14 protein-coding genes are annotated in these 13,842 nt (G+C 62.0%); 2 read left to right on the forward strand and 12 right to left on the reverse strand.

Annotation, left to right across the window (positions count from 1 at the left end; translation table 11 throughout):
- Positions 1-111 precede the first annotated feature (111 nt).
- From E0E41_RS08995 to E0E41_RS09035, 9 genes are all read right to left on the reverse strand, one after another.
- On the reverse strand, positions 112-1,521 hold the full coding sequence (locus E0E41_RS08995; RefSeq protein WP_130869630.1) for a sodium-dependent transporter: 1,410 nt from the start codon (positions 1,519-1,521) through the stop codon (positions 112-114).
- A 99-nt stretch (positions 1,522-1,620) separates the two neighbouring features.
- The gene (locus E0E41_RS09000) at positions 1,621-1,893 is read right to left on the reverse strand and encodes a DUF6514 family protein (RefSeq protein ID WP_130869631.1); all 273 of its coding nucleotides are present in this window, start codon (positions 1,891-1,893) and stop codon (positions 1,621-1,623) included.
- Positions 1,894-2,011: 118 nt separating this feature from the next.
- On the reverse strand, positions 2,012-2,881 hold the full coding sequence (locus tag E0E41_RS09005) for a DMT family transporter (RefSeq protein ID WP_207303207.1): 870 nt from the start codon (positions 2,879-2,881) through the stop codon (positions 2,012-2,014).
- Between the two features lie 76 nt (positions 2,882-2,957).
- Entirely contained in the window at positions 2,958-3,992 is a 1,035-nt protein-coding gene (gene acrA / locus E0E41_RS09010) for an acryloyl-CoA reductase electron transfer subunit beta (protein ID WP_130869632.1), read from the reverse strand.
- A 90-nt stretch (positions 3,993-4,082) separates the two neighbouring features.
- Positions 4,083-4,883, reverse strand: a complete 801-nt coding sequence (acrB, locus tag E0E41_RS09015) for an acryloyl-CoA reductase electron transfer subunit gamma (protein ID WP_130870812.1) — start codon at positions 4,881-4,883, stop codon at positions 4,083-4,085.
- Positions 4,884-5,046: 163 nt separating this feature from the next.
- A complete protein-coding gene (locus tag E0E41_RS09020; RefSeq protein ID WP_130869633.1) occupies positions 5,047-6,210 on the reverse strand; it encodes an acyl-CoA dehydrogenase in 1,164 nt (387 codons plus the stop codon).
- Positions 6,211-6,299: 89 nt separating this feature from the next.
- A complete protein-coding gene (locus E0E41_RS09025; protein WP_130869634.1) occupies positions 6,300-7,148 on the reverse strand; it encodes a 3-hydroxybutyryl-CoA dehydrogenase in 849 nt (282 codons plus the stop codon).
- A gap of 227 nt (positions 7,149-7,375) precedes the next feature.
- Positions 7,376-8,152 (reverse strand): enoyl-CoA hydratase-related protein, encoded by a 777-nt coding sequence (locus tag E0E41_RS09030; protein ID WP_130869635.1) that lies wholly within the window; start codon positions 8,150-8,152, stop codon positions 7,376-7,378.
- A 362-nt stretch (positions 8,153-8,514) separates the two neighbouring features.
- Positions 8,515-9,225, reverse strand: coding sequence for a DUF554 domain-containing protein (locus tag E0E41_RS09035; RefSeq protein WP_165450533.1), 711 nt, complete (start codon positions 9,223-9,225; stop codon positions 8,515-8,517).
- A 130-nt stretch (positions 9,226-9,355) separates the two neighbouring features.
- Here E0E41_RS09035 and E0E41_RS09040 point away from each other — a divergent pair, with 130 nt between their 5' ends.
- Positions 9,356-10,897: a putative polysaccharide biosynthesis protein gene (locus E0E41_RS09040; RefSeq protein ID WP_242623743.1), complete on the forward strand. Its 1,542-nt coding sequence runs from the start codon at positions 9,356-9,358 to the stop codon at positions 10,895-10,897.
- Between the two features lie 67 nt (positions 10,898-10,964).
- On the opposite strand, the gene E0E41_RS09045 is transcribed toward E0E41_RS09040, so the two are convergent.
- Genes E0E41_RS09045 through E0E41_RS09055 form a run of 3 tightly spaced genes read right to left on the reverse strand, consistent with a single transcriptional unit; the run spans position 10,965 to position 13,049 of the window.
- On the reverse strand, positions 10,965-11,402 hold the full coding sequence (locus E0E41_RS09045; RefSeq protein ID WP_130869637.1) for a PaaI family thioesterase: 438 nt from the start codon (positions 11,400-11,402) through the stop codon (positions 10,965-10,967).
- Positions 11,386-12,309, reverse strand: coding sequence for a SufB/SufD family protein (locus E0E41_RS09050; protein ID WP_130869638.1), 924 nt, complete (start codon positions 12,307-12,309; stop codon positions 11,386-11,388). Before E0E41_RS09050 ends, E0E41_RS09045 begins: the two co-directional genes overlap by 17 nt.
- A complete protein-coding gene (locus E0E41_RS09055) occupies positions 12,309-13,049 on the reverse strand; it encodes an ABC transporter ATP-binding protein (protein ID WP_130869639.1) in 741 nt (246 codons plus the stop codon). Before E0E41_RS09055 ends, E0E41_RS09050 begins: the two co-directional genes overlap by 1 nt.
- A 141-nt stretch (positions 13,050-13,190) precedes the next feature.
- On the opposite strand from E0E41_RS09055, the gene E0E41_RS09060 reads away from it, so the two are divergent.
- Positions 13,191-13,805, forward strand: coding sequence for a ferritin family protein (locus E0E41_RS09060; RefSeq protein WP_130869640.1), 615 nt, complete (start codon positions 13,191-13,193; stop codon positions 13,803-13,805).
- Positions 13,806-13,842: the final 37 nt, after the last annotated feature.

Consider the following 13,842-nt stretch of genomic DNA (forward strand, 5'->3'; position numbering starts at 1 on the left):
CCCCTGTCTATTTTTGATAATTTCATGGTATCATACTTTCTTCTTTCTGTCTACGGAGGAAGTAACGATCCCATAAAAAAACCTGCCGTCTTGCGACGGCAGGTTTCCGTATCAGGCCATCAGGGCCAGGAAAAAGCTCTTGAACTTGTCCCAGTAGCCCACGACGAAGATGATCAGTACGATGATGGGCAGGATGTAGGTGAAGTACACCCGGAACCGGGCGGGAAATCTGACGCCCTTGCCCTGGTCGGCCTCGGCCAGGAAGTTGTCAAAGCCCCAGGCATATTTTTTGGACACGCAGCAGAACAGCAGGTAGATCACAGAGCCCAGGGGCAGCAGGTTGTTGCTCACCAGGAAGTCCTCAAAGTCCATGACCCCCATGCCCAGCAGCTTGACCCCGGACCACAGGTTGTTGCCCAGCAGGCAGGGCAGGCTCAGCAGGAAGATGAGCGCCAGGTTGGCCGCCACCGCCTTCTTCCGGGACATGCCCCACTTGTCCATCCAGCAGGCCAGGATATTCTCAAACACGGCAGTGACGGTGGACAGGGCGGCAAAGAACAGGAACACAAAGAACAGGGCGCCCCACAGCCGTCCGCCGGGCATGGCGTTGAACACGTTGGGCAGGGTGACAAAGATCAGGTTGGAGCCCTGGTCGGGGCTGATGCCGAAGGCGAAGGCGGAGGGGAAGATGATCAGGCCGGCCACAAAGGCCACGCAGGTATCCAGAACACCTACGTTGATGGTCTCCCCGAACAGCCGCCGGTCCTTGCCGATGTAGCTGCCGAAAATAGCCATGGCGCCGATGCCCAGGCTCAGGGTAAAGAAGGCCTGTCCCATGGCGGCGTACACCGCCTCGCCCAGCCGGAAGCCGCCGTCGGCGTTGTACATCAGGTTGTGGAAGTTGGGCACCAGGTAGAACTTCAGGCCGGCCACCGCCCCGGGCAGGGTCACCGCCCGGACGGCCAGCACCACCAGCAGGGCCAGTAGGCAGAGCATCATGAACTTGTTGACCTTCTCCACGCCGTTCTGCAGGCCCCGGCTGCAGATCACCATACCCAGCACCACCACGATGGCCATAAAGAGCACCTGGATGCCCGGGGTAGCCACCATATTGCCAAAGGCATTGGCCACACCCGCCTGGTCCAGGCCCTCAAACTGGCCGGCGGCAATTTTGAAGAAGTACAGCAGCAGCCAGCCGGCGATGGTGGTGTAGTACATCATCAGCAGGTAGTTGCCCGCCATGCCGAACCAGCCGTACCAGTGCCACTTGGTGCCTTTGGGCTCCAGCTCCTGGAAGGAGACAATAATGCTCTTCCGGCTGGCCCGGCCCACGGCAAACTCCATAGCCATGATGGGCAGGCCCATGATCACCAAAAATACCAGATAAATCAGCACAAAGGCCGCGCCGCCGTACTGCCCCACGATGTAGGGGAAGCGCCAGACGTTGCCCAGGCCGATGGCGCACCCGGCGGAGATGAGCACAAAGCCCAGCCGGGACGCAAAGGTCTCTCTCTCTTTCAACACGATCCCTCCAAAATAAACAGCCTGTTCAGTGTTTCCCACTGACAGACACAGCTATTATCATAGCTGATTTTCGGAGGGCTGTCAATGGAGGGAGCGTTACAGCCAGTCCTCCACCACGTCCCGCAGGGTCACCGGGGAGACGGTGTTGCGGATGAGCAGCTCCATCAATGCGTCGATCCGGGCGGGCCGGACGGTGATGTCGGGCACGGCGGCCTCTTCCCCGTCCTCCCCCACTACCTTCACCCCGTAGCTCTCGCAGGACAGTCCGCCGCTTACCGCCATCTCTCCCACTAGTATGTAGTAGCGGTAGCCGTGAGACCGTCCGTCCTCTCCGGTCTCCCGGCAGGTATCCACCAGCAGCTCTCGCATGTGTCCTTTCCCCTTTCCGGCTTTCTGTGACTTTATTATACATTATTGGTATAAATTGTAAAGTAATTTCGCTCGGGCACTTTCGTCACAAATCGCCGTCAGGAGACAACATATGGTATTATTCTGTCGTTTTTTCCGCTTTTGTATACAGCAGGACCGCCCCCAGCACCACCACAGCGCCGGCCAGCTGGAGGGGAGCGGGGATCTCCCCGAACAGGGGGACCGCCAGGGCGCCGGAGAACACCGGCTCGCACAGCTTGGCCGCCGACACATAGGCGGGGGACAGGTATTTCAGGCACCAGCTGAACAGGCTGTGGCCCATGAGGGTGCACAGCACCGCCAGCCCCAGACCGATGAGCCACTCCCGGCCGCCGTAGCCTGCCAGCGGCGTACCGGAGCCCGCCGCCATCATCAGCAGGGCCAAAAAGCAGAACACATAGGTCAGGAAGGTGTAGACGGTGGTGGAGAGGTGTCCTCTCTGTATTTTTCCAATGAGGGTATACAGAGAGACAAAGACCGCCGCCGCAAGGGCCAGCACATTGCCGTAGAGCTGGCCCCCCTGACCGCCGCCGGCCACTGCCAGCAGGGCGCTGCCGCCGAAGGCCAGCAGGATGGCCGCCACCCCCAGAGGCGGGATGCGGCCCTTGAGGAACAGGGCAAAGCCCAGGGCGGTGAAAATGACCTCGGTGGACACCAGCACGGTGGATACCGCCACTCCGGTCCACTTCAGGGACTCGAACCAGGTGAGGAAGTGGAGGGCCAGGCAGAGGCCGCTGAGAGCGCACAGCAGGACATCCCGCCCCTTGACCCGCAGCAGCTCACCCCGGAATTTGGTGGCCACCACAGGCAGCAGGAGCAGCACCGTCCAACCCAGCCGGTACACCGCGGTGATCACCGAGGGGGCCTGGGAATAGCGGACCAGGATGGCGGAAACGGAAACTCCCAGTACCCCCAGCAGCAGGACCGCCCTGGGATGTGCGTCAAACATGGTCTTTCAACTCCTCCGATAGGCAGAAAAGCACCGGCCAGAGATTCTGGCCGGTGCTTTGATTGGAAAAGGGATCTTACTTGGCAGCCTTGGCAGCCCGGATAGCCTCGATGAGCATGGGGGTGACCTTGTACAGGTCGCCGCAGATGCCGTAGGAGGCCACGTCGAAGATGGGGGCGGACTCGTTCTTGTTCACCGCAATGATGCACTCGGAATCCTGCATGCCGGCCAGGTGCTGGATGGCGCCGGAGATGCCCAGAGCAACATAGATGCGGGGGTGAACGGTCTTGCCGGTCTGACCGACCTGGTGGTCGGCGGACAGCCAACCGGCGTCAACCACGGCACGGGAGCAGCCCACAACGCCGCCCAGGACGCCAGCCAGCTCCTCAGCCAGCTTGATGCCGCCCTCAACGTCCTTGCTGATGCCGCGGCCCACGGACACCACTACGTCGGCGCCGATCAGGTCCACCAGCTTCTTGGCGGCCTTCTTGACCTCCAGAACCTCAACATGGATGTCGGACTTGTCCAGCTTCACGTCCACGTTCTCGATCACGGTCTTGGCAGCGCCGGCCTCGTCGTAGGGCTGGGTCTGCATCACGCCGGGACGCACGGTGGACATCTGGGGACGGAACCGGGGGCAGATGATGGTGGCCATCAGGTGACCGCCGAAAGCGGGACGGGTCATCTTCAGGTTGGTGTTGCTCTCAAACACCGTGTTGTCCACGTCGATGGTAGAAGTAGTTTTCAGGAAAGCCTTGTACTTCTCCACGTCCACATCCAGGTGGGTGCAGTCGGCGGTCAGACCGGTGTGCAGCCGGGCGGCGCAGCGGGGGCCCAGGTCACGGCCGATGTTGGTGGCGCCGATCAGGAAGATCTCAGGCTTCTTGTCCTCCACCAGGTCGCAGATGACCTTGGTGTAGGCGTCGGTGGTGTACACGTCCAGCAGCTCGTGGTTGCAGTAGTAGACCTTGTCGGCACCGTAGCCGCCCAGAGCCTTCAGGTACTCCTCCTTGATGTCCTTGCCCAGAACCACGCCGCACAGCTCAACGCCCAGGTTGTTGGTCAGCTTGCGGACCTCGCTCAGCAGCTGGTAGCTGGTGGACATGATCACGCCTGCTCGCTACTCGCAGAAATCCCATACGCCCTTGAAGGCGGCGGTTTCTTTACTATCTAAAGCCTTTCTTTGCTCGCCTTTCGCTTCTTAGATAATGTGCTTGTCGTTGAGGATGGAGACCAGCTGCTCAACCGTCGGAGTGTCGGCGCCCTCCAGCATCATACCGGCGCCCTTCACCGGGGGAGAGAAGGACTTGTACACATTCGTGGGAGAGCCTTTCAGGCCGATGGTATCCACGTCGATGAGGGGATCGTCCTTCAGAGTCTCATAGTTGTAGATCTCCAGAGGCTTCTGGTAGCACTCCATGATGCCGCCAACGCTCATGTAACGGGCGTCGTTCAGCTCCTTCACGCAGGTCAGCAGGCAGGGGGTCTGCACCTTGATGGTCATGTAGCCATCCTCCAGCAGACGCTTCACGGTGACGGCCTTGCCCTCCACCTTGATCTCGGCCACATAGGAGACCTGGGGCAGGTGCAGCTTCTCGGCGATCTGGGGACCCACCTGAGCGGTGTCGCCGTCGATGGCCTGACGGCCGCAGAACACGATGTCGTCGTCGTCCACGCCGATCTTCTTGATGGCAGCGGCCAGAATCTGGGAAGTGGCGTAAGTATCGGAACCGCCGAACTCACGGGCGGAGACCAGAACGGCCTCATCGCAGCCCATGGCCAGCAGCTCGCGCAGCATGCCCTCAGCGGGGGCGGGACCCATGGAGACCACCACTACCTTGCAGCCGGTGGCGTCCTTGATCCGAAGAGCGGCCTCAACAGCGGCCAGGTCGTCGTGGTTGGTAATGGTGGCCATGGCGGCACGGTCCATGGTGCCGTCTTCCTTCACCGCAACCACGCCGGAGGTATCAGGTACCTGCTTGACACAAACGATGCATTTCATATCGTAATTTTCCCTCCAGGTCCGTTNGTCGTGGTTGGTAATGGTGGCCATGGCGGCACGGTCCATGGTGCCGTCTTCCTTCACCGCAACCACGCCGGAGGTATCAGGTACCTGCTTGACACAAACGATGCATTTCATATCGTAATTTTCCCTCCAGTTCCGTTTAGTTCACGCCCAGGTTGGCGGCGATGACCATGCGCTGCACCTCGCTGGTACCCTCGTAGATCTCGGTGATCTTGGCGTCGCGCATCATGCGCTCCATGGGATACTCACGGGTGTAGCCGTAACCGCCGAACAGCTGCACGCAGCGGCGGGTCACGTCGCTGGCGGTCTCAGCGGCCACCAGCTTGGCCATGGCGGCGTCCGCGGTGTAGGGCTCGTGGTTCTGCTTCTTCATAGCAGCGGAATACACCAGCCACTTGGCAGCCTCGGTCTTGGCGTGCATATCAGCCAGCTGGAACTGGGTGTTCTGGAACTGGGAGATGCGCTTACCGAACTGAACGCGCTCCTTGGTGTACTTGATGGTCTCGTCAATGGCGCCCTCGGCCAGACCCAGAGCCTGGGAGGCGATGCCGATACGGCCGCCGTCCAGGGTCTTCATGGCGATGCCGAAGCCCTTGCCCTGCTTGCCCAGCAGACGGTCCTTGGGAATGATGCAGTCCTCCATGATCAGCTCGCAGGTGGAGGAGCCGCGGATGCCCATCTTCTTCTCGTGCTTGCCCACGGAGAAGCCGGGATCGGTGCGCTCCACGATGAAGGCGGAGATCTCCTTCTTCTTGCGGCCGCGCTTGTCGGTGGACACGCCGGTGATGGCGAAGATCACGAACACGTTGGCGTAGCCGGCGTTGGTGATGAAGATCTTGGAGCCGTTGAGGATCCAGTTCTCACCCTTCTCGTCCAGCACGGCGGTGGTCTGCTGGCCCTGGGCGTCGGTGCCGGCGCCGGGCTCGGTCAGACCGAAGGCGCCCAGCCACTCGCCGGAGCACAGCTTGGGCAGATACTTCTGCTTCTGCTCCTCGGTGCCGTTCTCATAGATGGGAGCGCAGCACAGGGAGGTGTGGGCGGAGATAATAACGCCGGTGGTGCCGCAGACCTTGCTCATCTCTTCCACAGCCATGACGTAGCTCAGCACGTCGGCGCCGGCGCCGCCGTACTCCTTGGGGAAATAGATGCCCATCATGCCCAGCTTGGCCATCTTCTTGACGGTCTCCTCGGGGAACGCCTCGTTCTCGTCCACCCACTCGGCCAGGGGCTTGACTTCGTTCTCGGCGAAGTCACGGTACATCTTGCGGAGCATTTCCTGCTCTTTGGAAAGGTGCAGATCCATTTGTTGCCTTCCTCCTAAGATATGTATTTCAGAACGGGCGGGCGGGAGTGTTTTGGGCTCCCGCCCGTCGTTGCGCGCTTAGGGAATGTTTACTTGCGATAATCGTAGAAGCCGATGCCGGTCTTGCGGCCCAGCTTGCCGGCGCGGACCATCTTCCGCAGCAGCAGGGAGGCACGATACTTGGGATCGTGGGTCTCGCTGAACAGAGTGTCCATGATGGCCAGGCACACATCCAGGCCGATCAGATCGCCCAGAGCCAAGGGGCCCATGGGGTGGTTGGCGCCCAGCTTCATGGCGGTGTCGATGCCCTCAGCAGAAGCAACGCCGGTATACAGCAGATCCACAGCCTCATTGATCATGGGCACCAGGATCTTGTTCACCACGAAGCCGGGGGCCTCGTTGACCTCAACAGGCTCCTTGCCGATGGCCTTGGCCAGCTCGGTAACGGTGGCGCAGGTCTCGTCGGAGGTGTGAGCGCCGCGGATGACCTCAACCAGCTTCATAACGGTAGCGGGGTTGAAGAAGTGCATGCCGATGAACTTGTCGGGGCGCTTGGTGGCCGCGGCAATGGCGGTGATGGAGATGGAAGAGGTGTTGGAGGCCAGGATGGTCTCGGGCTTGCAGATCTTGTCCAGATCGGCGAAGATGCTCTTCTTGATGTCCAGGTTCTCGATGGCGGCCTCAACAACCAGGTCGGCGTCGGCAGCCGCGTTCAGGTCGGTAGTGAACGTCATGTGGGCCAGGATGTCGGCCTTCTTGGCCTCGTCCATCTTGCCCTTGGCAACCTGCTTGTCCAGGCCCTTGTTCAGACGGCCCTCGGAAGCCTTGATGATGTCGTCGTTGATATCGCGCACCACTACATCGTAGCTGTTGCGGGCAAACACCTGAGCGATATCCAGGCCCATGGTGCCGCCGCCGATCACAACAATCTTTTTCATAGCTATGTAACCTCCTAATTCTTTCAAAGAATTGCTTACTTGTTCTGGAAGTGCTTCTCCACGGCGCGGGCGTTTCCTGCGGGAAACGCGGGTATTACGGCCGCGCCGTCCAGGGGGAACCAGTTCCCCCTAGATACGCGCCGCAAGCGGCGCGATACCCCCTCCGCTCTCCGAGGGGATTGGAGGACGTAGGGGCCGATGCCCTCATCGGCCCGCCAGCTGCTTCTTTACTTGTTCTGGAAGTGCTTCTCGGCGCGCTTCTCCAGGAAGGCGCCCATGCCCTCGTCCTTGTCGGCGGTGCCGCAGCACACGCCAAAGGCCTCAGCCTCAAAGGCAGAACCGGTGGCGATGTCGGTCTGCATACCCATGCGGATGCAGCGCTTGGACTCCTGCACGGCGATCTGAGCGTTGGCGCAGATGGCGTTGGCCAGCTCCATAGCCTTGTCCATCAGCTCCTCAGGAGGATACACCTCGCTGACCAGACCGATGGCCTTGGCCTCGTCCGCCTTGATGGTCTTGGCGGTGAGGATCAGCTCCATCGCCTTGGAGACGCCCACGATCCGGGGCAGCCGCTGGGTGCCGGCGAAGCCGGGGGTGATGCCCAGACCCACCTCGGGCTGGCCGAACCGGGCCTTCTCGCTGGCCAGACGGATGTCGCAGGCCATGCTCAGCTCACAGCCGCCGCCCAGAGCAAAACCGTTCACCGCGGCGATGACGGGCTTGGCCATGTTCTCCAGCTTCAGGAACACGCTGTTGCCGTGGACACCGAACTTCTTGCCCTCGATGGAGGAGAAGCCCTTCATCTCACCGATATCAGCACCCGCCACAAAGGAGCGGCCGGCACCAGTCAGGATCATTACATAGATCTCGTCGTCAGCAGCCACCTGATCGATGACCGCATCCAGGTCGCTGAGCACCTGGCTGTTCAGCGCGTTCAGCGCCTCCTGCCGGTCAATGGTAACCACACCCACGTGGCCCTGCTTTTCCAGCTTAACGAATCCCATTTGTCCTGCCTCCTTAAAAGGTCATAACATTAAAGGTCAGAATCGTTATTTTTTTAACACTGCCTTTCCTAATAAGTATAACGCTTTCCGGTCAAACAGGCAAGCAAAATGCAGGCAGAAAAGCGTTATTTTTTTGTCAATGATTATGTAAAAAATGCACAAAGCCATGAAATCACAGCTTTGTGCTCTCAGAAGAATGTTCAAACTGCTCCGTTTGCTTTTTCTTTCATCGACAGGTTTCCTTCCAATTCAGCCTGTCTTTTCCATTTCTGGATACTTCAGCACGCTCCCCGGCCGGCGGCTCAGCGGAATGCACCCCAGCGGCGGGAAGATGGCCGGCGGGGATACAATATGCCGCCCCTTTACCCCAGCACGCTCCCCAGCCATTGGCTCAGCGGAATGTACCCCAGCGGCAGGAAGATGGCAGGCAGCATGTTGCCCACCCGCAGCTTCTCCTTGGACAGCCCCAGCATATTGATGCCGATGCCCACGATGATGGTGCCGCCCACGGCGCTCATCTCGGTGACCACCGCCGGATCCATGCCCTGGCCCACCGCGGCGAAGATCAGGGTCAGGCCTCCCTGGTAGATCAGGATAGGCAGGGCGGCGAAAGCCACGCCCACCCCCATGGCGGCGGCAAAGGTGATGGAGGTCACCCCGTCAATGACGGCCTTGGAGATAATGATGTCGTAGTTGTGGTTCATGCCCGCCTCCATGGAGCCGTTGATGGCCATGGCCCCCACGCAGAAGAGCACCGAGGCGTTGACAAAGCCCTCCACGAAGCGGTTGTTGCCCTCCCCCCGGATGAGCTTGCGGCGGAGCAGCTCCCCTACGCTGTCCATCCGCTTTTCGATGTTGACGGCCTCTCCCAGCAGGGTGCCCACCACCATGCACACGATGACGCACAAGCTGTCCGCCGTGGAGATCATGCTGGTGATGCCGATACCCAGCACGCACAGGCCCAGGGCAAAAGTCAGGCCCGAGGCGAACCGGGCGCTGATGCGGTTCTTGAAGATCAGTCCCAGCATGCTCCCCAGAAGGATCAGGACTACGTTGATAATGGTGGCGATCATGGCTCTCCCTGCTTTCACACTGCAATGCGCTAATAGCGATATGATACCCCTTCTTTTCCCGTTTGTCAACGGATGACGTATGGCGGACAACCTGTGGAGAATAAAGTGGTAGGCGAAGGGGGGCGCAGTGATGAAGCTCGACCGCACATCCATGCTATACGGCACCCTGCTGCTGACGGGCACCGGGATCTGCTCTCAGGCCCTGGGGTTTGTGTACCGCATTTTTCTGTCCCGGCTCATCGGGGCGGAGGTGATGGGCCTGTACCAGCTGGTGATGCCGGTGTACTCCGTACTCATGTCCATCACCGCCGTGGGGCTGACGGCGGCGGTGTCCAATCTGTCGGCCAGTTACCATGCCCTGGGCAACCGGGCGGCCATATCCGCCCTGCTCCGCCGCTGTCTGGTCCTCTTTCTGGCCCTGTTCACCCCGGCGGCAGTCATCACCGTTGTGTGCTATGACCCCATTTCGGTGTACCTGCTGGGGGACGCCCGCACCCAGACAGGGCTGGTGCTGCTGCTGCCCTGCGTGCTGCTCACCGGGGTGGAGAACCTGCACAAGCACTACTTCTACGGCACGGGGAACGTGCGCCCCCCGGCGGCGGTGGAGCTGTGCGAGCAGTTCATCCGGGCGGCGGCGGTGCTGGGCCTGCTGGTGCTTTTCCTGCCCCAGAACCCGGAACGGACGGTGGCCCTCATCGTGCTGGGTATGACGGCCTGCGAGCTGTTCTCCGCCCTCACCCTCCTGCTGCTGGCCCGCCGCAGTCTGGACCGGGCCGCCGGTCTGCCGGGGACGGTACCCGGCCGGCGGGAGCTGACCCGGAAGGTGGCGTCCCTGGCCCTGCCGGTTGGGATGACCAGTCTGCTGGGCAACCTGATGGGTTCGGCCACGGCGGTGCTCATTCCCCAGCAGCTGGTGCGGGCGGGGGCGGAGGTCCACGAGGCCATGAGCGCCTTCGGCGTGCTGTGCGGCATGACCATCCCCATGCTCAGCCTGCCCACCGCCTTTATCGGTGCCCTGGGCCTCACCCTGATGCCCAAGCTGGCCCAGGCCGCCGCCCTGGGCCGGACCGACCTGGTGCGGAGCCGGCTGGACCGGGCCATGCTGGCCACCTCGGTGCTGGTCCTCCCCGCCATGGCCCTGCTCACCGTGCTGGGGCCCACTCTGGGGGTGCTCCTCTTCCGGGAGCCGACAGCGGGAGACTACCTGCTCCCCCTGGCCGTGGGGGTGGCCCTGACCTGCTGGCAGGCGGTGCTCTCCGGCGCCCTCAACGGGGTGGGCAGGCAGAAGACCGCCGCACGCAACGCCCTGCTGTCGGCGGTGGTGGAGCTGGGGGGCACCTACTTCCTCATGGGCCTGCCGGGGGTGGGGCTGGGGGGTTATGTGGCGGGCTTCGTGCTCTCCGCCGCCCTGGGAGCCTGGCTCAACTGGCGGGGGGTCCACAGGGCCACCGGACTGAAGGCCCGGATCTTTGCCTGGTGCACCGCCCCCGGCCTGGCCGCCCTGCTGATGGGTCTGGTGGTCCGGCTGCTGTTCCAGGTACTCCGCTCCCACGGACTGGCTGACATCCCCAATCTGGCCGTCTGCCTGCTCTTCGGTGTGGTCTTTTACCTGGCCGCTCTCCAGGCCCAGGGGGTATCCCTGTTCTCTATCTTCCGCCGGTCCCGGCGGTGACTGCGCGAAACAAAAATCCCGGCTGCCTGTTCCACGGCAGCCGGGACTTTTCCATTCGAATGAAAAATCAGTTCTTCTTGGGGGGCTGATATTCCCCTGTGGCGTAAAAGGTAAAAATACCTGTGGCCACCAGTCTGTTCTCCGAATCGGTCATGCTGATATCATACACCAGAATCGTGCGGCCGATCTTCTTTGGGGCGGCCACACAGAATACCTTGTTCCCTTTGGCGGCGGACAAAAACTGCATGGAACTGTCCAGGGTGACGCAGGTGCGGCCGGTGGTGAAAGCCGCGGTGCCCGCCACTGTGTCCGCCAGGGTGAACAGGGCGCCGCCGTGGACCATGCCCATGGGATTCTGGGTGTCGGTGCGGATCTCTAGCTCCCCCTCGGCGGAGTGGTCCCCGTGGATGGCGGTGACCACAGCCCCGCTCTTGGGCCCGAAGTATGGGCCGCTGTTGACCTTATTCAGCATGCCGCTGTAATCTCTGTTACTGCAGGAATCCATCCAGAATCTTCTCCTCTGCCTCCTGCTCGGTGAGGCCCAGGGTCATCAGCTTGAGGATCTGGTCACCGGCGATGCGGCCGATGGCCGCCTCATGGATGAGCTGTGCGTCTACATGGTTGGCCACGATGGCCGGGATGGAGGAGATCCGGGCCTGGCCCATGATGATGGAATCGCACTGGACGTGGCCGAAGCACTTGGTGTTGCCCGTCATCTTGGGGTAGAACACCTGCACGGACTGGTCCTGGGCCACGGAGCGGGAGATGACCCGCCCGGAGGCGTCCTCCCCGTCCAGGATGATCTCCATGTCGCTCTCGGCGGTCTGCTGGCCGTGGGTCAGCAGCTTTTCGGTGATCACCGCCTCGGCCCGGGGACCCACCACGATCTTGGTCTCCCGCTTGGTGGAGTCCACGCCCCGGATCTGGGTGGACTCCATATTGATGGAGGCGCCCTCGTCCAGGTAGACGATGGTCTGGGGATTCATGATCCGCTTGCCGGTGCCGGGACCCTCACCGTAGTGGCGCTCCACATAGCGCACCTTGGAGTTTTTGCCGATGTGGAAGGTGTGTACGCCGTCGTGCTGGCTGGTCTCGCAGCCGGTGTTGTGGATGCCGCAGCCCGCCACGATGTCCACGTCGCAGTCGTCCCCGATGAAGAAGTCGTTGTACACCAGCTCGGAAAGGCCGGTCTGGCTGATGATGACGGGGATGTGCACCGCCTCGTGCTTGGTGCCGCTCTTCACGGTGATGTTGATGCCCGACTTGCCCGGCTCGGTCTTGGTGGTGATCTCGATGTTGGCCGTGCTGTTGCGGGAATCCAGCTGTCCGTTGCGGCGGATGTTGTAGGCCCCCTGGGGGGTCTTTTCCAGGTCCGCGATCTCCTTGAGGAGCTTCCATTCTGCCTGATCCATTACTTGTTCGCTCCTTCCGAAAGATAGGTGCACCCCGTGCTGGTGTTGGCCAGGATCTGGGGGAAAATTTCGTCCTTGGGGCCGTGCTTCTGGACCTGGCCGTCGGCGATCATCACGATCTCGTCCGCCAGGTCGATGATCCGCTCCTGGTGGGAGATGACGATGAGGGTGGCCTCCCGCTTCTGGTGGATGAGCTTGAAGGTCTCGGTCAGCTTGGCGAAGGACCACAGGTCGATGCCCGCCTCCGGCTCGTCAAAGATCATCAGCCCGGTCTTGCGGGCCAGGATGGTGGCGATCTCGATGCGCTTGACCTCGCCGCCGGACAGGGAGGCGTCCACCTCCCGGTCGATATAGTCCCCGGCGCACAGGCCCACCTTGGTCAGGTACTGGCAGCCCTCCTCCCGGGTCAGCTTCTCGCTGCCGGAGGCCAGAGCCAGCAGATCCTTCACCTTCAGGCCCTTGAAACGGGGAGGCTGCTGGAAGCCGTAGCTCACGCCCAGCCGGGCCCGGTCGGTGATGGACATGTGGGTGATATCGGTGCCGTTCCAAATAATATTGCCCCCGGTGGGCTTCACCAGGCCCATGATGGCCTTGGCCAGGGTGGTTTTGCCGCCGCCGTTGGGGCCGGTAATGACCAGAAATTGATTGTCTGCCACAGTGAGGGACACATCGTTGAGGATGCCCAGCTCCTGGCCTTCCTCGCCCTCTACCTGATAGCTGAGATGCTTGATCTCCAGCATGAGCGGTCTCTCCTTTGTCTATTGGTTGATCTCAGGGTTAGTATTTTATCACGCTCCCTGCCAAAATACAACCCTGGCGGGACAAATGCTTGTATTCCCACATAGAATAGGGGGAATTCAAATAGAATTGGAGGCAGAGCTATGGAACAGAATTCCATTCCGGGCATGGACCGGGAGGTGTTTGAGCGGGTGTGGCGGCGGGTCATGCCGGAGGACCGGGGGGACTGTCCCTTCACCCTGGGGCAGGAGGACAGCCAGCAGGCCGGAGGGCTGCCGGCCGTACCGGCGGCGGCCCAGGCGGAGGTGGTGGCCATGGATCAGGGGGGCGGGGGCCATGACATACCCTGCCTGGGGCCCGGCTCCGCCGCGTATGGGGCCGCGCTCCAGGAATACATCGACGACGAGCTGGGGGATTGGCGGCGCTACCAGGCCCTGGCCCGCCGCACACCGGGCGGGGGCGGCCGGGCCCTGGCGGCGGTGGCCGCCGACGAGCGCCGCCACGCCAAAAAGCTGAGCACCGCCTACTTTCTCATCTCCGGGGTGCGCTACTGGCCGGAGGTGAAGGCCGCCCAGAGCCCCATGCCCCTTCACGCCGCCCTGCGGGAGCGGTTCTGGGCGGAGCAGCAGGGGGCGGCCTCCTACCAGGCCGCCGCCGCCGAGACCGCCGACCCCTGCCTGAAGGAGCTCTACACCGAGCTGGCCGGCGAGGAGGAGGCCCACGCCTGGACGGTGCGTGGGGTGCTGGAGGGGCTGTAACGCAAAAAGGGGGCCGCTGCCAATGGCAGCGGCCCCC

Origin of the sequence: Intestinimonas massiliensis (ex Afouda et al. 2020) (assembly GCF_900626285.1) — a bacterium.
GTDB lineage: Bacteria > Bacillota > Clostridia > Oscillospirales > Oscillospiraceae > Flavonifractor > Flavonifractor massiliensis_A.